The 21,043-nt window shown below is 71.4% G+C and carries 8 protein-coding genes; 2 read left to right on the forward strand and 6 right to left on the reverse strand.

Translation table 11 applies throughout. The features are described 5' to 3' along the window. Positions 1 to 46: 46 nt before the first annotated feature. The 6 genes from ACZ7M7_RS30775 to ACZ7M7_RS30800 form a co-directional block, all read right to left on the reverse strand. A complete protein-coding gene (locus ACZ7M7_RS30775; protein ID WP_472122366.1) occupies positions 47 to 1,330 on the reverse strand; it encodes a trans-sulfuration enzyme family protein in 1,284 nt (427 codons plus the stop codon). Beyond that, positions 1,327 to 2,577, reverse strand: coding sequence for an MFS transporter (locus tag ACZ7M7_RS30780; RefSeq protein ID WP_472122368.1), 1,251 nt, complete (start codon positions 2,575 to 2,577; stop codon positions 1,327 to 1,329). The genes ACZ7M7_RS30775 and ACZ7M7_RS30780 overlap by 4 nt, the downstream gene beginning before the upstream one ends. Continuing rightward, positions 2,574 to 3,614, reverse strand: a complete 1,041-nt coding sequence (locus tag ACZ7M7_RS30785) for an alanine racemase (protein WP_472122370.1) — start codon at positions 3,612 to 3,614, stop codon at positions 2,574 to 2,576. The genes ACZ7M7_RS30780 and ACZ7M7_RS30785 overlap by 4 nt, the downstream gene beginning before the upstream one ends. Before the next feature lie 67 nt (positions 3,615 to 3,681). Beyond that, on the reverse strand, positions 3,682 to 4,794 hold the full coding sequence (locus ACZ7M7_RS30790) for a SagB family peptide dehydrogenase (protein WP_383598250.1): 1,113 nt from the start codon (positions 4,792 to 4,794) through the stop codon (positions 3,682 to 3,684). 356 nt (positions 4,795 to 5,150) lie between these two features. Beyond that, the gene (locus ACZ7M7_RS30795; RefSeq protein WP_472122372.1) at positions 5,151 to 10,547 is read right to left on the reverse strand and encodes an amino acid adenylation domain-containing protein; all 5,397 of its coding nucleotides are present in this window, start codon (positions 10,545 to 10,547) and stop codon (positions 5,151 to 5,153) included. Positions 10,548 to 10,586: 39 nt separating this feature from the next. After that, positions 10,587 to 17,849 (reverse strand): amino acid adenylation domain-containing protein, encoded by a 7,263-nt coding sequence (locus ACZ7M7_RS30800; protein WP_472122374.1) that lies wholly within the window; start codon positions 17,847 to 17,849, stop codon positions 10,587 to 10,589. 139 nt (positions 17,850 to 17,988) lie between these two features. Here ACZ7M7_RS30800 and ACZ7M7_RS30805 point away from each other — a divergent pair, with 139 nt between their 5' ends. Both ACZ7M7_RS30805 and ACZ7M7_RS30810 read left to right on the forward strand, forming a co-directional pair. Next, on the forward strand, positions 17,989 to 20,298 hold the full coding sequence (locus ACZ7M7_RS30805; RefSeq protein WP_472122376.1) for a M20/M25/M40 family metallo-hydrolase: 2,310 nt from the start codon (positions 17,989 to 17,991) through the stop codon (positions 20,296 to 20,298). After that, a complete protein-coding gene (locus tag ACZ7M7_RS30810; protein WP_472122378.1) occupies positions 20,295 to 21,041 on the forward strand; it encodes a sulfotransferase-like domain-containing protein in 747 nt (248 codons plus the stop codon). The genes ACZ7M7_RS30805 and ACZ7M7_RS30810 overlap by 4 nt, the downstream gene beginning before the upstream one ends. The last annotated feature ends 2 nt before the right edge of the window (positions 21,042 to 21,043 follow it).

Here is a 21,043-nt window from a genome sequence, read left to right on the forward strand (position 1 = left end):
ACTGCTCAGTCCTTTCCCTCGCGGGTGGCGCGGGTCTCCGGCCGGGTCACAGGCCACCGAGGGCCTGGTCGAGATCGCCGATGAGGTCGTCGGCGTCCTCGATGCCCACCGAGAAGCGCACCAGGCCCGGGGCGATCCCCACCTCGGCCCGCTGGCGCCTGGTCAGGAAGCTGTGCGAGGTGTTGAACGGCAGGCTGACCAGGGACTCCACTCCGCCGAGGCTGGTGGCGACCACGGGCAGGCGCAACCGGTCCAGGAGCTTCAGGGCCGCCTCGTCCCCGCCGTCCAGTTCGAAGGAGACCATGCCGCCGAAGCCGTCGGGCGCCATCTCGTGCAGCCAGGGGTAGGGGTAGTCCGGCCGGGAGGGGTGGTGGACCTTGCGTACCGCGGGATGGCCGGCGAGGAACGCGGCTACGGCGACGGAAGTCTCGCTGTGAGCGCGCATCCTGAGGGCCAGTGTCTTGAGTCCACGCTCCAGCAGGAAGCAGGTCATCGAGTCGAGCGAGCCGCCGAACTTGAGCATCTGGGCCCAGATCCGGTCGACGTACTTGCGTGGCCCGGCGGCGACGCCCGCCGTCACATCGCTGTGCCCGTTGAGGTATTTGGTGGCGCTGTGCAGCACGAGGTGCGCCCCGTGTTCCAGCGCGCGCAGACAGACCGGCGGCAGGAACGTGCCGTCGACGACCAGGAGCAGGTCCTTCTCCCGTGCGAGGCGCCCGAGTTCGACCAGGGGCGCGGCCTTCAGCAGCGGGTTGGTGAGGGTCTCGAAGAACAGCACCTGGGTGTTGTCGCGGACGGCGGCGCGGATGGCTTCCATGTCGACCGGATCGGTGAAGGTGACCTCGCGGCCGAGCTGGTGCATGTCCTCGCGCAGCAGGTTGAAGGTGCCGCCGTAGACATCGCGGGAGGAGACGATGTGGCCACCACGGTTGGTGAGGGCCAGCAGGGTCGTCGTGATGGCCGCCATGCCGGAGGAGAACACCAGGGCGCTCTCGGCGTTCTCCAGTGCGGCGATCTTCTCCTGCACGGCCCACTGGTTGGGGCTGCCGTACCGCCCGTAGATCGGGACGTCCCTGATGTCGCCCTGTTCGAAGGCCTGGTAGGTGTCATCGCTGAAGGTGAACGTGCTGGTCTGGAACACCGGGGTCCCCACGGCACCGGTCACCGGGTCCTGGTAGGTGCCGGCGTGGACGCTGCGGGTGCTGGGGCCGGTTCCGTCCACGACTCGCTGCTGGGGCAGCCTGGGGCCCGGCACCCGCCCGCGGCTGAGGGCGTTCATCCAGGGGCGGTCCTGGCCGGCTCCGGAGGGTGTGCCCTGGGATCGGGTCATCGGTGTTCCTGCCTTTCGACGGAATGGCTGCGTACGTCCCGCAGGGCGAGGGGGGCCAGGCTGATGGCCAGTTGTGCCAGCCCGGCGGCCAGCAGGGTGGTGCGCATGCCGGCCTGGGCGGCCAGCGGTCCGGCGAGCATCAGCCCGATCGGCTGGGCGGCGTAGGAGCCGAACCATTCGTAGGCGCTGACCCGGGACAGCGCGGAGGCGGGGACGCCTGCCTGGAGTGTCGTCTCCCACAGCGGGTTGAACAGCATCAGGCCGGCACCCCCGACGAACGCTGCCGCCGCCGCGGGCACCGTGGTGGAGGCCTGCGAGAGGACGAGGGGCGGGGCGGCGAAGAGGGCCGTCGCCAGGAGCCCGGTGCGCAGCGGGTGGCGGGTGCGCAGCCACAGGGCCCCGGCGCCGCCGAGGACGGCGCCCGCCCCGAAGGCGGTGAGGATGGCGCCCCAGGCGCCGCGTCCACCCAGCTCCCGTTCGCTCAGCACGGGGCCGAGGACGGTGAAGACGGCGTACAGCATGTTGCTCAGCGAGGCCATGGTGATGATGGACCAGACCCAGGTGCGGGAGGCGAACTCCCGCCATCCCTCGCGGAGTTCGCTCAGCATGTGGCCGCCCCGGCCGGTGGGCACGGTCGCGTCGCGGGGCAGTCCCAGTCGTGCCAGGCAGTAGGCGCTGACGGCGAAGGTCGCGGCGTCGGCGGCGATCGCCCAGCCGGTCCCGGCGGTGAGGACGAGGAGCGTGGCCAGCAACGGCCCCGCGATCATGGCGGCCGAGTGGGAGATGCTGCGCAGGGCGTTGGCGGACTGCCGTTGGGGTGCCGGGACGCACTCCTGCACCAGTCCGGTCACGGCCGGCATGAACAGCGCGGTGGCCGTGCCGTGCACGGCCTGCAGGGCCATGAGCTGCCAGACGGCGGCGTCGCCGCTGAACACCAGTGCCGCGGTGACGGCCTGGGAGCAGAACCGGGCCAGATCGCCGGCGAGCATCACCCGCTGGCGGGGCAGCCGGTCGGCGAGCACGCCCCCGACGAGCATGAACAGCGTGAGGGGGACGGTCCGGGCGGCGAGTACCAGTCCGATGGCGGCGGCGGAGCCGGTGAGATCCAGGATGGCGAAGGCGAGTGCGGGCGCGACCAGGAAGTCGCCCAGCGACGAGCTGGACTGGGCGATGAAGAACAGCCGGAAGGAACGCACCCGCAGGACGCCCAGCGCGTTCCGGCGGCCGGGCGGGGCGGGTTTGCTCAACTCCCCTTCGTCCGGCCGGGGTTCGTCGGCCGTGCCGGAGGTGTGTCCTGGGTGTTGAGTACCTGCCATATGCCAATGCGCCGTTTCTCGTCGTGTTCGTACACCGTGACCGTCCGGACCTGCGGGGTGAGGGCGCAGATGTGCGGCGGGCTCAGCCTGGCTCCCGGTGGTGCCGTGCTGGCCAACCGCTGGTGGTCCAGGGCGGTCTGCCACGGGTAGGGGTGCTGGTCGAGCACCCGGTCCGCCGCCTCCTGGTCCGTCGCGACCACGGTCACGGCCACGTCCTCGGGCGCGCAGGCGCCGATCGCGAGCATGCCCCCGTCCTGCAGGGCGTACGCTCCCGAGCAGATCTCGGTGACGCCGGGTTCGGCGAGGGCCCCGTCCGCGGTGGGTGTGCCTCCGACGGCGACACCCGGGCAGGGCAGGCCCGCCGCTCGCATCAGCGCAGCGATCCGCAGGCAGTACGCGGCCGTTGACCGCCCGATGGCCGCCGCGTCCTTCGCGTCCTCGGCGCTGAGCAGTGCCTGGTAGGCGGTGACGCCGTCGAGCCGCAGCGACGGGCGGGCGGCTGCCGCGCGGGCCAGGGCGAGGAGGCGGCCGTCGGGTGTGGCGGTGGCGTCGAGGCCGGTGCCGAGTTGCACCCGGATGCCGACGGTGACGCCGAGTTCGGCCGCCGCGTCGGCCAGCCCTTCGACGGCGGCCTCGCTGTCGACGTGCGCCGACACCCGGCAGTGCCGGGCAAGTTCGGCCGTTTCGCGCCACCTCCAGGGTTCGGGCCAGGGGTGCGCGATCACCACGTCGTCGATGCCGGCGGCCACGTACTGGCGGGCCTGGGCGAGTTGGGTGACCGCTATGCCCACGGCGCCCGCCGCGCGTTGGCGCAGCGCGAGTTCGGCGGTGCGGTGTCCCTTCACATGAGCCCGGACGCGAACGCCGCGGGCGGCCGCGCGGGCGTGCAGCCGGCGCACATTGCGGTCGACGCGGGCGAGGTCGATGAGGACCCGTACGGGGCTGTCCGCGGGTCGGTCGTCGGTCACGGGGTTCCCTCTCCACCTGGGGCCGTGCGGGCGGCCGCGGACATGGAGGGTGCGCCGGGGACGCGGCTCACCCGAGGCCGTCCCAGGCGTCGCGCGGATAGGAGAAGCCGGCCGGGCCGCCGTCGAGCATCGCCGCCTGCCGCTCGGCCTCCTCCTCGTCCGGCGTCCCGAAACCGCTGACGCCGAGCGGGATCTCCGTGTTCCAGTGCACGCCCAGGTCGCGCTCCACGGTCTCGTCGCGGAGCGCGGCGGTGAAGAACACGCCCAGTTCCAGTGCCGTACCCGCCAGGTAGGTCGTCTGGCTCACGTGTCCCAGCTCGGCGTAGATCGCGCGGTACGTCCTGCCCATCGGGTACTTCCAGGCCGAGCGCTCCAGGACCGCCGTGTAGAGGAAGAGCACGGGGGCGCGGGCCACGAAGCTCTGGTCGCCGCACCAGTGCAGGATCTCCTCGTCGCTCAGGGGTTCCTCGCGCAGCGGTTCCAGGCCGTGCACGTCGGGTGCGTAGTGGTAGAGGCCCGGTCGCACGTTCTCGACCGACCGGATCACCGGATAGATCTCGATGGGGTGGCGCGACCCGCCGGAGGGGCTCGCCTTCAGCAGCGAGACGCCGAAGCCGGGCAGGTCCACGCGGTGCTGGACTCCCCCTGCCCAGTGCAGCATGGTGCTCAGCTGCCGCAGGCCGACCGGCTGCCGCGCGGCGAAGCGCCGGGTGGTGCGACGGCGTCGCAGCGCCTGGGTGAGTTCCATGGGCAGCGGGTCCGGAGCCGGGAGCGTCACCGGCTCGGTGCCGTAGCGCTTGAACGGCTCGGGCTGGGGCTCCTGTTCGCCCTTCTCACGCAGCCGGGCGGTGTCCTCGGCCGCCGTGACGAACCGCTCGCTGTCGTGGGTGCGGGTGGCCAGGTGGAAGTAGGTGGCGGCGGTGCCCCAGGTACGCCAGGGTCCGAGCTCGTCCTCACGCCGGTGCTCGGGCGAGCCCTCCTCGATCAGCAGGCCCGACTCCAGGAGCTGCTTGACCACGTGGGTGTCGGACTCCCGGGGCTGTGCCCACACCGTGTAGTGCGGCAGCAGGTCCCATACCGCGGGGCGCAGGGCGAACTGGCGGTGGTTGACCGGATCGTCGCACACCAGCTGTCCGTTCCTGCTGGTGAAGATCAGCAGCCGCGAGAGACGTACCCGCATCGGCTCAGCCCTCCTCGAACGAGAGTGGTCCGCCGCCCGGTGGGGAACACCGGGCGGCGGCGCCGGGTCAGGCGCAGGTGGGGATCAGACAGTGCTGCGGGGCCTCGTACTCGTCCTCCATGAGGGTTTCGAACGCGAGGTCCTGCGTCTCATTGCTCTGCATATGAACTCCTCAGATAAGTACCCGAACCAGGGCACGGACCGAATTGCCCAGTCATCCAAACACGACGTTCGACTGAATTTCAAGAAGAAATTCAAGACCCACATCGAATCCAATTTCCAGGCAGCACGAATTACACTCACGCCTCCATCACATAGCGGCGTGCAGCAGACTCCCCAGGCTCTGAGCTGGATGTTTACGGTTCCAGGCGGCGCGTACGGTCACCTCCGACCGGAACTCTGGAAATACGCCGTATCGGCTTATTGACCCGCGCCGCGGGCTTGGCACGGCGCACCGCGTCGACGAATTCATTCAGGGTCGGGTTGGCGAATATCGCTTCAATCTCCATGTCGACCGAGAGCTGCCGGCCCACCTTGTCGATCATTCGCAGTGCCAGCAGCGAGTGGCCGCCGAGCAGGAAGAAATTGTCCTGCCAGGCCACCCCCTCGTGCTCGAGGAGCTCGCCCCAGATCGACCGGACCGCGGCGACCACCGGATCCCTCAGCAACTCGGCGCTCATCTCGCCCGCGGAACCGACGGGCCGGTAGTCGAGAGATCCGTAGTCGATCTTCCCGTTGCTCAGGCGGGGCAGCTCCGTGCGGCGCACGAAGACCGTGGGGATCATGTGCCGCGGCAGCCGATCGGCGAGCGTCCGTCTGATGTCCTCGTACTCGCCGGCCATGAGCTGCCGTGGTTCCCCCTCCCCCGCCATCACCAGATGGCCGACCAGTGACATGCCCTGCCGGGTGTGGTGCACCTTGGCCACCGCGTCCAGCACGTCCGGGATCTCGCGCAGGGCTTCTTCCACTTCGCCGGGCTCGATACGCAGTCCGCGCATCTTCAACTGCCGGTCGACCCGGCCCATGTACTCGAGATCGCCGTCGGCCGTGAACCGCACGAGATCGCCCGTGCGGTAGAGCCGCGCACCCGGCTCGCCGAAGGGGTCGGGAATGAAGGCCACGGCGGTGCGGCCCGGGTTGCCCAGGTAGCCACGTCCCACGCCCATCCCGCCGACCCAGAGGGCACCCACCATTCCTCTGGGCACCAGCCGCAGTTCGGGGTCCAGCACATGGACCGTCATGTTGGCCAGGGGCTTGCCGATCGGAACCGGCCGGGACTGGTCGGAGTTCTCGGTCACCCGGTGGATGCTGACGTCGTCGGCACACTCGGTGGGCCCATAGGCGTTGTACAGCTCGACCCCGGGACACTGGGCGAGCCACTCCCGCGCGGTGTCCCAGCTCAGCGCCTCGCCACCGGAGATCATCGCCCGCAGGGCGTGCGGTTCGTGCTGGACACCGGCCTCGAGGAGGGCGGCCACCATGACGGGAACGACCTCCATGAGGGTCATCCCGCTCTCCACGACGGCGTCCCGCAGCTTCGACGGGGACATCACCCGCCCGTCGTCGACGATCCTCAGCCGACCGCCCACCATGAGCGGGGCGAGGAACTGCCAGAGCGAGATGTCGAACGTGGCCGGCGCGGTCTGGCCGACACAGTCCTCCGGCCCCACGCCGAAGTGCTCGATCATCTGCCACTGATGGTTGGTCAGCCCGCCCATCGTCACGACCGCGGCCTTGGGCACACCGGTGGAACCCGACGTGTGGATGATGTAGGCGCTGCCGATCATCGGCGTCGGGCAGTGCGGGTTCTGCTCGACATGGCCGGCGCCCACCTCGTCGATGTCGAACATGTGGGGCCGCGCGATGTCGTCCCGCTCGCCGAGCGCCTGGTCGAACAGTTCCCGGCCCGTCCGGTCCGCGATCACCGCCCGCGCGCCGAGCGTGGCCGCCATCTCCGCGACCCTCCGAGGTGCCTCCGTGGGGCTGATCGGCACATAGCACGCGCCCGCCTTGTGGATGGCGAGCAGAGCCACCAGGAAACCGACGGTGCGCCCGGCGCACACCACGACATGGGTCTCGGGACCGACGCCGGCCGCCCGCAGCCGCTGCGCCACGTGGTTGGCGCGGCCGTTGAGTTCCGCGTACGTCAGCCGTTCGCTGCCGTCGTCGACGGCCTCGGCCGCGGGGGTGCGGACCACCTGCCGCTCGAACGTGGCCAGGTAGTGCTCCTCGCGTTCGATACGCGGCCCGGTCCCGGTCTCCAACAGGTCCCGTACGCCGTCGGCATCCACGAGGGACAGCGCGGTCACGTCCGTGCGCGGGTCCATCGCGATCGCGTCCAGCAGCGTCCGGTAGGCGTCCGCGATCCGCTCGGCCTGCTCCCGCGGCAGCAGCGCGGTGTCGTACTGCAGCCCGAACTGCAGCCGGTCCGGCAGCTCCACGACGTTGAGCGCGATGTCCGACTGCGTGGTGGGGTCCGCGACGGCGAAGCCGCGCAGGACGACCCCGCCCAGGTCCAGTTCGGCGGCGGGATCGCCGAGGACCGCACCGGCCACGGCACGGCCCCCGGGCAGTGCCGTCGAGTAGTGGCTGAACATGGCCTGGAAGACGGGCGGCGCGCCCGAGGTACGGTCCGGGTTGAGCTGCTGGGTCAGGACCGGGAAGGGCAGCTCCTGGTGGTCCAGCGCGTCCAGCATCGTGCGGTGTGCCGTCGCGGCGAAGTCCGTGAAGGCGGTGCCCCGGCCGAAGCGGGAGCGGATCGGCAGCACATTGACCAGGTACCCCACGTGCGCGGCGAGTTCCTGGCGCGTCCGTCCGGCCACCGGGACGCCGGTCACCAGGTCGGGCTGGCCGCTCACGCGGTGCAGCAGCACCTGGAAACCGGCCAGCAGGACGTTGTGCAGGGTGTGGCCGTTCTGCCGGGCGACATGTCGCAGCGCCCGCAGCTGTGGTGCGGAACTCTCGAACGTGACCGTGCCGCCCGCGTGACCGCGCTGTCGGCCGGCGGAGGGAAGTTCCAGGACGGGCAGCTCTCCGGAGAGCTGTTCCTTCCAGAACGCGGTGAGTTCGTCGCCCCGCTCGGTCAGCGTCGTGCGCTCCCACACGGCCGGTACCAGGGCGGGCAGTCGCTCCTGCCGGCCGTCGTCCTGCGCGGCGCCGCCCGAGACGTACGCCCGCTCCAGTTCGGCGACGACGAGGGCGAGTGACGTCAGGTCGCACACGAGGTGGTGCAGGGACAGCACGAGCAGCCGGCAGTCCGCGCGACGCAGAACCGCCGCCCGGAGCAACCGGTCCCGCTCCAGGTCGAAGGGCCGGGTCGCCAGCTCCTGGATCCAGTCCCGCACCCGGTCGTCCGACCACGACCGCGCGTCCACCGTCTCCGGCTGTACGTCGGCGACGGGCTCGATACGGGCACGCGGTTCACCGTCGTGCGTGTGGAGGGCCAACCGCAGGGTGGCGTGCCGGGCCACCACCTCGGTCAGTGCGCCGGACAGCCGCTCCATGTCGACGTCACCGGTCAGGCTGAAGGCCCGGGTGACGTTGTAGGCGTAGCTCTCGGGCGAGGTCCGCTGCAGGAACCACAGGGCGCGCTGTGTCTCCGACAGTTCGTACTCCTGCGGCCCGTCGGCAGGGGCGGGCGCCGGTTCGACGGCGGCTTCGGCGTCCGTGCCGCCCGTGGTCTCCGCGTGGTCGAGCACGATCTCCGCCAGTTCCGCGAGGGAACCGGCACGCAGGACGAGGCTCGGCCGGAGCCGCACATCGAGCAGGCTCTCCAGCTCGTGCTGCAGCTGGAGGGATGTCAGCGAATCGAGCCCCAGCGACGTGGGCGAGGCCGTGCCGTCCAGCGGCTCGTCCTCGCCGAGAACCCGCTGGAGGTACCCGCACAGGGCGTCGGTGAGCAGCGTCCGGCGCTCCCGGCCGGTCGCCTCCCGCAGGCTTCGGGCGCTGACCAGGTCAGTCAGTCGCGCCGCCCCGGCCTGCCTGTCCCGGGCCGTCTGCGACCACAGCACGGGCAACTCGCCGGAGAGGAACCGGGCGCGGGTCGCCTGGCGTTGCACCTTCCCGCTGGACGTCTTGGGGACGGCTCCCGGGGGCAGCAGCGCGATGGTCCGGGCGGCCACGCCGTACTGACGGGACAGCACGTCCTTCATCCCCCGGGCAACCGCCGGGTACTGGTCGTCGGTGAGGCCGGGACGCACCTCCTGACAGACGACGATCACCTCCTCCCCGTCGTCGTCGACGCTGAAGACGGCACCGCAGCCCGGCCGCAGCGACGGACTGCTCGCGGCAACGTCGACTTCCAGGTCCTCGGGGTGCAGGTTCCGGCCCCGGTGGATGACCAGGTCCTTCATGCGGCCGGTCACGTGCAACCGGCCGGCGTGGACGAAACCGAGGTCGCCCGTGCGCACGTGGGAGGTCGGTGCGCCACCCGACGGTGCGCCATCCGACGGTGTGGTGCCCGACGGTGTGGCGCCGAAGACGTCGCGGGTGTCGTCGCCGCCGCCCCAGTAGCCGGCCCCGTTGCTCTCGCTGTGCACCCAGATCTCGCCGACCTGGCCGTCGGGCAGGGGCCGCCCGTCGGCCGGATCGACGATCCGCACGGCGGCGTGATCGAGCAGCCGGTACGCGACCAGCTCCCGGACCGCGTCCCCGGTGCCGGGCGCATCGTCCGGGGCGGCGGTGCTGCGTTCCACCGCCCGGCCCTCCTCCAGGGAGGTGACGGAGAAGGTGCGGCTCTCGCACTCGGCGGCCGCGTCGGCGCTCGCCACCAACAGCGTGACCTCGGCGAGGCCGTAGCACGGAGTGTGCGCCAAGGGACGGAAGCCGGTGCCCGCGAAGGCCTCGCTGAACGCCCTCAGGCTGCGCGGCGACACCGGCGCCGCACCGTTGAAGGCCAGGCGCCACGAGCTGAGGTCGAGGCGCGCCTTCTCCTCGTCGGTGACCTTGCGCAGGCACAGGTCGTAGGCGAAGTTCGGCCCGCCACTGATCTGGGCCCGCTCCCGTGAGATCTCCTCCAGCCAGGAGGCGGGGCGTTGCAGGAAGGAGAGCGGATCGAGGATGACGGCGCGCGCGCCGGTGAACAGCGGTTGCAGCAGGCCGCCGATGAGTCCCATGTCGTGGTGGAGAGGCAGCCAGCTGACGCTCGTCGAGCCGGGCGTGACCTGGAAGGTCTTCTGGATGGCGACCTCGTTGTGCATCAGACTGCCGTGCGGGACGACCACACCGCGCGGTGCCTTCGTCGAACCCGAGGTGTACTGCAGGAATGCCGTGTCGTCCGCGGCGATGGACACCGGATGCCAGTCGGCGGCCTCCGCCTCCTCGACCAGGTCCACGTCGATCCAGTCGACCGAGGCGCCGAGCTGCTGCACGACCGGGGCGTCACCCAGGAATTGACGGACCAGGGACGTCGTCAGTACGGCGGCGGGAGCGCAGTCCTTGGCCACGTTCAGCACCCGTTGCGTGGCGGAGTCGTCGACCGGCACGGGCAGCGGTACGGCGACGACGCCGGCGGCGAGACAGCCGAGGAAGGCCGCGGCGAACTCGGGCACGGTCGGCATGACGATCAGTGCCCGCTCGCCGGGACGCAGTCGCCGACGCAGCATGCCCGCAACGGCGCGGGTGCGCAGGTCCACGTCCGCGTACGTCAGATCGGTCCGCGGCGTGCCAAGGGTTGTCGCGGCGAAGGTCAACGCCTGCCGCTCGCCCTGCTGTTCGGCGTGGCCGCGCACCAGGGCAGGAAGATCAGTGAACACGTACAACCCCGCTCCGTCCGTGGGTGAGGAATGCGATCGTCATGACATCAGCCGGGCGGCGAGTACCGGGCCGATCTCGGCTGCCGCGGCCGGGCCGGTCAGGGCCCCGTGGACGGCGTCCACCGGGTGTACCTCGATGCCCCCGGTCACGTACGGCTGCCACTGTGCGGCGTCGGGCGCACCCGGAAGGCGGTCCGCCATGGCGGCGAAGAAGAGCACGTCGCCGTCGAACACCCCTGGAGCGAAGTGCCGTTGCACGTTCACGTTGTCCGCGAAGACCTTGGCCATGGCGCGCAGGCCGGCCTCCCCGAACTCGGCGAGGAGACGGTCGTCGGCCGAGGCATGACCGAGTGACTCGGCGACGGCCGTCAGGAGCGCCGGGTCGTCGTGGTCGAGGGCTTCGGTGTCGTCGGTGAAGGGGAAGCTGTCCAGCAGGGTGAGGGTGGCGACCTGCTGTCCCTCCGTCTGGAGCACGGTGGCGATGTCGTGGGCGACGAGACCGCCGAAGGACCAGCCGAGCAGGTGGTAAGGCCCCTGGGGCTGGACCTTGCGGATCTCCGTGAGGTACTCGGACGCCAGGTCGGCCGTGCTCATCGGCTTGCGGTCCGGCTCTGTCAGCCCCCTGGACTGCAACCCGTAGACGGCCTGGTCCGGCGGCAGGTGCGGCAGCAGTCCGCGATAGCCCCAGCTGACGCCGGCCGCCGGGTGGACGCAGAAGAGCGGTGTCCTCGTCCCTGTTTCACGCAGCGGCAGCAGGACGGGAAAGCCCGCGTGGTCGCCGCCGGCCGACCGTTCCAGCAGTCCGGCGGCCGTCGGCGCCTCGAACAGGTCGCGGATGGTGATCCGCAGGCCCAGTTCCTGCCGGGCCCGCCCGACGAGGCGCGCCGCCAGCAGGGAATGCCCGCCGAGGGCGAAGAAGTCGTCGTCGATGCCGGTCTCGGCGCGTCCCAGGACGTCCGCGTACAGGGCGCACAGGGCGCGCTCCGCCGATGTGCCCGGACGACGGCCGCGCGAGGTGAACGCCGGTGCGGGCAGGGCCTTCCGGTCGATCTTGCGGTTCGGTGTCAGGGGCAGCTGGGGCAGCGGCACCAGGCTCGCCGGCACCATGTAGTCCGGCAGTTCCCGCCGGGCGTGGGTCCACAGCCGGTCCACGTCGATCTCGGCGCCGGGGGCCGCGACCACGTATCCCGCCAGGTGGTGCAGGCCGGGCTGGTCCTCGCGCAGGATCACCGCGGCCTCGGCGACGGTCTCGTGGCGGGTGAGGACCGCCTCGATCTCGCCCGGTTCGATCCGGAAACCGCGGAGTTTGACCTGCTGATCGGCCCGGCCGGCGAAGCGCAGTTCGCCGGACCTGGTCCAGCCGGCCAGATCGCCGGTGTCGTACATCCGTGAGCCGGCCGGTCCGAAGGGGTCGGGCACGAACCGCTCGGCGGTGAGGGCGGGGTGTCCGAGATAGCCCAGGGCCACCCCGTCGCCCGCGATGTGGAGCCGCCCGGTGACGCCCACGGGCACCGGGCGCAGCGCCTCGTCGAGAACGTACATGCGGGTGTTGGCGATCGGCCGGCCGATGGAGGGGATCCCCGCTTCGCCGGTCAGCGTCTTGAGGGACGACCACACCGTCGTCTCGGTGGGGCCGTAACAGTTGACGATACGCCCCGCCGTCTCCGCGAGACGGGTGGCGAGGTCGGCTCCCAGCGCCTCCCCGCCGACCAGCAGCGACAGCCCGCGCAGCGCGTCGGGGTCCGCCGAGAGCATCGCCCGGTAGAGCGAAGGAGTGGCCTGCATCATCGTGGCCGCACCGGTCGCGAGGAGTCCGCACAGGGCAGCCGGGTCCCTGACGGCGTCGGGACCGGCGATGACGACGGTGGCGCCGGTCAGCAGCGGCAGGTACATCTCCACGGCCGCGATGTCGAAGGCCATGGTCGTCACCGCCAACAGGACGTCCCGCTGCCCGATCCGGGTCGTCTCCCCCATGGCGAGCAGCAGGTTCAGCAGCGCTCCGTGCGAGACCATCACGCCCTTGGGGCGGCCGGTCGATCCCGAGGTGAAGATGACGTAGGCGGTGCGGTGCGGATGCCGGGAGGCCGGGCGCTCCTCGTCCGTCAGGTCGGACGCCGGGAGCCGGGCAGCGTCCCGCTCCGCCTCGTCGATGCGCAGGACGGGTACGTCCGCCGGCAGCTGACCGGCGTACTCGGCCGTGGTCAGGACGAGTTCCGGCGCGGCGTCCGTCAGCATGCGGTGGATGCGTTCGGCGGGGTAGGCGGCGTCCAGCGGGATGTAGGCGGCTCCCGCCTTCAGCACGGCCAGCAGGGCGACCGGCAGGCCGGCGTCGCGCGGCAGGAGCAGGGCGATCATCGGGTCGGGGCCGGTCGTCGCCGCCGAAAGCCTGCGCGCGAGCCGGTTGGCCCGGCCGTTCAGCTCTTGGTACGTGAGGGAGCCGTCGTCGCTGCGGACGGCCGTCGCCCCTGGGGTCCGTGCGGCCTGCTCCTCGAAGAGGTCGGTGAGCCACCGGGACGCCGGCCGCTCGGTCGCGGTGTCGTTCCAGCGCACCACCTGGGTGTGGCGCTCCTCGGGGTCGAGCAGTTCGACTGAGCCGATGGGCCGTGCGGGGTCGGTGGCCACCGCGTCCAGGAGCCGGACCAGGCGTGCCGCCAGCGCCTCGATGCTCTCCCGGTCGAAGAGATCGGTCGCGAAGTCGACCACGCCGGTGATACCGCACGGCGCACCGGCCTCGTCCCGGCGCTCGGACACGGAGAACGTCAGGTCGAACTTGGTGGTGCGGGTGCCGACCGGTTCGATGTCGGCGCGCAGACCCGGCAGGACGAACTCGGGCTCCGCGGTGTTGTGCAGCATCAGGCTCACCTGGAAGAGCGGGTGGCGGGCCAGCGACCGGGCCGGCCTGAGCAGTTCCACGAGCTGCTCGAAGGGGACGTCCTGGTGCGCGTAGGCCTCCAGATCCGTCCGCCGTACGCGGGCCAGCAGGTCGGCGAAGCTCGGGTCGGCCGAGGTGTCGGTGCGCAGCACCAGGGTGTTGAGGAAGAAGCCGACCAGATCGTCCAGCGCCTCGTCGGTCCGTCCGGCGACCGGAGTACCGATGGGGATGTCCTCGCCCGCCCCCAGCCGGGTCAGCAACGCCGCCACCGCCGCTTGCAGCACCATGAACAGCGTCACGTTGTTCGAACGGGCCAACTCCAGCAGCTTGTCATGGAGTTGGGCGTCAATGTCCAGGTCCACGAGCATGCCCTGGTAGCCGGTGGACGCGGGCCGGGGCCGGTCGGTCGGCAGGTCCAGCTCATCGGGCAGGTCGGCAAGCTGCCGGGTCCAGTAGGCCAGTTGGCGCACGGCCAGGGTGTCCTCGGACCCGGATCCTTCGGCGGATTCTTCCGCGGTTGCGACCGCCGGCTGCCCCGGCGCTGTGCCTGGCGCGGTCTCCTCGGTGCCCACCAGGTCGCGCTGCCACAGCGTGTAGTCGGCGTACTGCACGGGAAGCGGTGCCCAGTCCGGAGCCTCTCCGCCGAGGCGGGCCGCGTAGGCGGCCGAGAGGTCGCGGGCCAGCGGTACGGCCGACCAGGCGTCCCCGGCGATGTGGTGGAGCACGAGGAACAGGACGTGCTCGTGCTCGCCCATGCGGTAGAGGTGCACGCGCAGCGGCAGGTCCACGGTGAGATCGAAGCCCTCTGCGGCGGCCTCCTCCAGCAGCTCCGGAAGTTGCCCGGCCATCGCCTCCCGCGTGCGCAGCACCGGTGCGCCCGTCCGCGCGTCCAGGATCCGCTGGTACGGCTCACCGTCGGCCTGGGGCAGCACCGTGCGCAGCACCTCGTGCCGGGCCACCAGGTCCGCGAGCGCGGCCCGCAGTGCGCGCAGGTCCAGTTCGCCCGAGAGCCGCAGTGCCGTCGGCATGTTGTAGACCGCGCTGCCGGTGTCCAGCTGGTTGAGCACCCACAGACGCCGTTGCCCGTGGGAGAGCGGAACGCGTTCGGGGCGTGCCGTCCGGACCAGCGGGGCCCTGGCACCCGACGCGGCATCGATCCGTGCGAGCAGGCCGGATGCCGTCGGGGCTTCGAACAGGCTGCCCACCGGCAGTTCGACGCCGAACACCGAACGGACCTTGCTGACGAGACGCGTGGCCAGCAGCGAGTGTCCGCCCAGCACGAAGAAGTCGTCGTCCAGGCCCACTGCGGGCAGGTCGAGCAGGTCCGCGAACAGGTCGCAGAGCATGCGTTCCCGCTCGGTCCTCGGACCACGTGAGTGGGGTGCGCGGGCGAAGTCCGGGGCGGGCAGGGCCTTGTGGTCCAGCTTGTCGTTGACCGTCAAGGGCAGGGCGGCCAGTTCGACGTACGCGGCCGGGTGCATGTGGCGGGGGAGGATCCGTGCGACGTGGTCGCTCAGCGCCTCCTGCGACAGGTCCGCGCCCGGTCGCGGCACGACATAGGCGACCAGTCGCTCACCGCCCGCCCCGGCCGCGGTGTGCGTGGTCACCACGGACTGTGCGACGTCCGGGTGGTCGGTCAACGCGCTCTCGATCTCGCCGAGTTCGATACGGAATCCACGCAGCTTCACCTGACCGTCGGTGCGGCCCAGGAACTCGAGGTGCCCGTCGGCGTTCCAGCGGGCCCGGTCCCCGGTGCGGTACATCCGTGCGCCGGGACCGCCCCAGGGGTCCGGCAGGAACCGGTCCGCGGTCAGGCCCGGCTGGTGGAGGTAGCCGCGTGCCACTCCGGCCCCGGCCAGGCACAGTTCGCCGGGCACGCCGATGGGCGCCGGGTTCAGGTGCTCGTCGAGCACATACGTGCGTACGTTGTCCACGGGAGCGCCGATCACCGGGTGCTCGGACTCCGAGAAGTCGCCGATGGTGGCGAGCACGGTCGCCTCGGTGGGCCCGTACACATTGCAGGCCCGCAGTCCCGGCGTCGTCCGCAGCCGCTGCCACATCCACTCGCTGATCTGCTCTCCGCCGAACGTCAGCACCGAGGGCCGGTACCGCTCGTCGTCGAGCACACCGCCGCCGATCAGCTGCTCGGCGAAGGACGGCGTACAGGTCATGGCGTCGATGCGCCGATCGATCATCAGACGGGCCGTCATCGCGGGATCGCGCCTGGTCTCGTCGTCCAGCAGGTGCATCGTATGGCCGGCCAGCAGCCAGAGCATGCCGTCCCACGATCCGTCGAAGGAGAGCGCGAGCACGTGCGCGAGCCGCAGCGGGCGGCCGAGCGCGGCCGCCGCCGGGTCGATGACGCGGCGGCGCTGGCTGTCCAGCAGGTTCACCAGGTTGCGGTGTTCGACGACCACGCCCTTGGGCCTGCCGCTGGAGCCCGAGGTGTACAGGACGTAGGCGGGGTGCGCCGGGTCGAGCGGAGCGATGCGGTCCGAGTCGGTGGGGTCGGTGCCGGGCCGCTCGGCCAGGTCCCGGAGGGTGTCCCCACTGTCGAGCACGATGGTCTTGATGCCGCAGCCCGCGGGGAGGACCTGCTCGTCGGCGACGGTGGTGAGCACCAGCACCGGGTCGGTGTCGGCCAGCATGAAGCCGATCCGCTCGGCCGGGTAGTCCGGATCCACCGGCATGTAGGCGGCACCGGCCTTGAGCACGGCCAGGATGCTCACCATCTGGTGGTCACTGCGTCGCATGGCGAGCGCGACCTGCCGTTCGGGGCCCGCGCCGCGCGAGATGAGCAGGTGGGCCAGGCGGTTCGCCCTGGCGTTCAGCTCGGTGAAGGACATCTCCAGGTTGCCGAAGCGCAGCGCCGGATCGTCGCGGCGCTCGGTCACCGTGGTCTGGAACGCGTCGCTGACGGTGCGTGCGGAGGTCGGGCGCGCTGTGGCGTTCCATCCCGCCACGACCTGCTCGCGTTCTGTGGGCGCCATGACGGCGAGCTCGCTGAGCGGGGTGTCCGGCCGCGCCACGGCGGACTGCAGGATGTGCCGGTAGTGGTCGAGGAGCCGCGTCATCCGGGGCCGGTCGAAGAGCTCGGTCGAGAACTCCATGCTCAGGTGCAGGCCACCGGACGGCGGCTCCGAGAAACCGAGCCCCACGTCGAAGCGGGACGTGCCCAGTTCGATGGGCAGTTCCTCGACGAGTACGTCGCCGAGCCGGGCTCCGCTGCGGTCCGTATCCGCCTGGTAGAGGGCGAACTGGAAGAGCGGATTGCGGGTCGGGTCCCGCCGCACATCGAGCTTCTCGACCAGCTGGTCGAAGGGCAGGTCCTGGTGCGAATGCGCGCCGAGCACCATGTCGTTGGCCCGTCCCAGCAGGGTCCGGAAGCCGGGGTCGCCGGAGGTGTCGGTGCGCAGGACCACGGTGTTGGCGAAGTAGCCGATCAGCGGTTCGATCTCGGGCCGGCTGCGTCCGGTGAACACCGAACCGAGCGCGATGTCGTGCTGCCCGCTGTAGCGGGACAGCAGTGCGGCGAAGCCCGCCACCATGACCGGGAGCAGCCGCATCCCGCTGCGGTCGGCGAGTTCGGCCAGACCGCGTTGCAGCTCGGCCGGATAGGTCGCGGTGACGTTCTCGCCGAGCCAGGTCCGCTCGGCCGGACGTGGCCGGTCGGTGGGGAACTCCAGCACGGGCAGGTCGGCCAGTGTCGTGCGCCAGTAGTCCAGGTCGGCTGCCGGCCCCTCGCCCGCGAGTCGTTCGCGCTGCCAGAGGGCATAGTCGGCGCACTGCACCGGCAGCGGCGCCAACGCGGGCGCGCGTCCGGCCCGTATCGCCTCGTAGCACTCGGCGAGTTCGCGCATCAGCAACGGAACCGACCACGAGTCGAGCACGATGTGATGCATCGAGAGGACGAAGACGTGGTCGTCGTCGGTGAACCTCGCCAGCAGTCCCCACACCAGCGGGCCGCGGGCGAGGTCGAAGGGGCGGGCGCTGGCGTCGGCGGCCACCCGCAGGGCGCGCGCGTGCCGCTCGCTCTCGGCGACGGGGCCCAGCTCGAGGGTCTCCAGGGCCAACGGTCCCACCGGGTCGATCACTTGGTGCGGGCCGTCGTCGGTGCCGACGTACCGGGTGCGCAGCACCTCGTGCCGGGCCGCCACCATGTCGAGGGCTCCCGCCAGGGCGCGGCGGTCGAGCGGGCCGCGCAGGCGCATCGCCAGCGGCGTGTTGTAGAGCGGCAGCCCCGGCGCCAGCTGGTCGAGGAACCACATGCGGGACTGGGCGAACGACAGCGGCAGGGCACGGTCCCGGCCCGCCGGGCGAATCGTGTCCTCGGCCCTGCGTTGCAGCCGCTCGGTGCGCATGGCCTCGAGCAGGCGTTCCCGCTGTGCGGGACTGAGCCGGGCAAGCCTCTGCCGAAGGTCCTCGCGCATACAGCTCCCTCCCACCGTGGCCGACAGTGCGCCGTTATCAGGGTGCGGATGAGCCAGGGAGACCCGGCAGTCGGGCAAATGACGGACAGCCCGCGCTCTGTCGCAAAGGGCAGGATGGCCCGGACACCTGGGAGGGACCTTGTCTCGGTTCAAGCGCCTGCCGCCCGCCCGGCTCGGCACGCTGCTGCTGATGCTCGGGCTCGTCGTGTTCGCGGCGTTGGCCCTCATCCCGCTGCGAGGTCCGAGCCCGGCCGGTTCCGGGGCGCCGGCGGGACAGTTCTCCGCGGGGCGCGCCGAGCCGTACATCGAGCGGATCGCCGCCGAGCCGCGGCCGATGGGTTCGGTCGCCAACGCCGAGGTCCGGGAGTATCTCGTCGAGCGGTTCCGCGCGCTGGGTCTGCGGGCCGAGGTCGAGGCGACGACCGCCGCCGACAGCTATCCGGACCACGCCTCGGTTGCCGGGCGGGCCGCCAACATACGCGCCACACTCCCCGGTACCGAGGGAGAGGGCCGCGTGCTGATCGTCGCCCACTACGACTCGGTCTTCACCGGGCCCGGCGCGACCGACGACGGGATGGGCGTCGCGACCGTCCTGGAGACGGCCCGCGCGCTGAAGTCCGGTCCGGCGCCCCGCAACACGGTGGAGTTCCTGCTCACCGACGGCGAGGAGCCGGGGTCGATCGGCGCCAAGGCCTTCACGGACTCCCCGTCGGCGGGCAATCCGAAGCACACGGTGATCCTCAACCTCGAGGCGCGCGGCACCACGGGGCCGGTGGTGATGTTCGAGACCGGCAAGGACAACTCGGCATTTCTTTCGGCACTGTCCGACCACACACCGTTCGTCACGTCGATGTCCGACGAGATCTACCGGCTGCTGCCGAACGACACCGACCTGTCGGTGTTCAAGAAGGCCGGCTTCACCGGGATGAACTTCGCGGTGGTCGGCGGCTCCGCCCGCTACGACACCGAACTGGACAACCTGTCCGCCCAACGGCAGGGGACCCTGCAGGACATGGGCTCCACGGTGCTGGCGGCGACCAGGCAGCTGGCCGACCAGGACATCGCCCCGCCGGGGGCCGGCTCCAGCACGTACTTCACGGTGTTCGGGCTGCTGGTGAGTTATCCGCAGTGGCTCGGTCCGGTCCTCGCGGCACTGGCCGCCGTCGCGATCGCGGTGGTCCTCCTGCTGTCCCGTCGGCGCGGACTCCTACGGCTGCGCGGGCTCGCCCTGGTCGCCGGGACGCTGCCGTTGCCGCTGATCGGTTCGGCGGCTGTCGGCTATCTGGGCTGGACGCTGCTGGTAATGATCAGGCCGCACTATGCCGCGTTCACCTTCGGCGATCCGTACCGCCCCGGTCCCGCGGTCGCCGGTCTGGTGGTGCTGACGCTGGCGGTGTGTCTGTGCTGGCTGCTGTGGATGCGCCGGCGCACCGACGCCTTCGCTGTGAGCGCTGCTGCGCTGTGCTGGTTCGCCGTACTGGCGCTGCTCACGGCCGTCGCGATGCCCGGCGCCTCGTATCTGTTCGTCTGGCCCGCCCTGTTCGGCGTGGCGGGACTCGCCGTGGGCCTGCGCCTGCCGGAGAAGTCGCCCTGGCTCGGGCCCGCACTCTGCGCCGCCGCGCTGCCGGCCATCGTGCTCTTCGTGCCGCTCCTCGCGATCCTGTTTCCCACCATCGGGCTCGCGTTCGTGTCGGCGGCGCTCGTGATCGTCGCGCTGCTGCTCCTGCCCCTGCTGCCCGCCCTGTTGCCGCTCCCCCGGCGCCGAGCGGTGCCCGTGACGGTTGCGGTCGTGGCGCTGTTGGGGACGGCCCTGGTGGGCGTCGGCGGAGCCCGGGACGGCGTGGACGGACGCCACCCCGCACAGGTCGCCCTGTTCTACGTCCAGGACGCCGACACCGGAACCGCCTCCTGGTACAGCGGCGCCGACTCCGGCCGGCCCTGGGTGTCCCGCTACACGCAGGGCGCCAAGTCGCCCGCCGAGAAGGACGTTCCCGCGCTGATCGGCCCCGGTGGCTACCGCAAGGGGCCGGCCCGAGGCGGCAGCACGTCCCTGCCGGAGGCCGAGGTGACCGGCAAGCGCAGCCTCGGCGGCGATGTGCGCGAGGTGCGGCTGCGGCTCAGCTCGGACGCGACGGCGACCGCGCTGTCGTTCTACGCCGACACCCGCGGGACGAAGCTGGTCGACGTCACCGTGGAAGGCAGGCGCATGCCGGGCGGGCAGAACCGGCCGTCCTCGACCCCGTGGAAGTGGGGCTGCCACCTGGTGGCGCCGGCGGACGGCTACGACGTGGTGCTGCGGCTGCGCGGTGACGCGCCGCTGCCCCTGCGGCTGCTGGCCTACAGGGCCGACGTGCCGGCCGCGGCGCTCACTTCGCCCCGCCCCGACACGATCGTCTGGACCGCCTCCGGATTCGGCCAGAGCATCGGTATCCGCACCATCGACATATGAGGGAACCGCCCGTGAACGACCGTCAGGACATCCCCCGCGTCATCGCCATGTGGAGCGCCCCGAGGGCCAGGTCGACCGCGTTCTTCCGGTCCATGGTCGAACGCGGCGATCTGGCCGCGCTGCACGAGCCGTTCTGCAACATCGTCGACTTCGGCGAGACCACGGTCGACGGACGGGTCGTGCGCACCGAGGTCGAACTCATCGCGGCGATGCGGGCGCTGTCGGCTCGGCAGCCGGTGTTCCTCAAGGACACCACCGACTACCGCTATCCCGCGGTGCTCGCGGACGACGTCTTCCTGCGCGAGGTCCGGCACACGTTCCTGATCCGGCACCCCGACGAGATCGCCGCGTCGTACTACGCCCTGCGGCCCGATATGTCGGCCAAGGACATCGGGCTGGAGCAGATGCACGAGTTGTACGAGGCGGTGTCCGCCACCGGGCAGCGTCCGGTGGTCCTCGACTCGGAGGACCTGGTGTCCAGGCCGGAGCGGACCATGGCCGCGTTCTGCGCTGCGGTGGGCCTGCCGCAGCGGCCCGAGGCACTGCAGTGGAGTCCCGGCAGGCGTGAGGAGTGGCAGCGCTCCGACCGCTGGCACACCGACGTCAGCAACAGCTCCGGCTTCACGGCCAAGTCGACCGAGTACGCCGTCACGGTCCACAACAACGAGATGCTGGCCGAGTTCAGCGCCCGGCACGAGCCGTTCTACCGGGCGCTGTTCGACCAGCGGCTGATCGTCGCGTGATG

It is taken from the genome of Streptomyces sp. NPDC111606, from assembly GCF_055656945.1.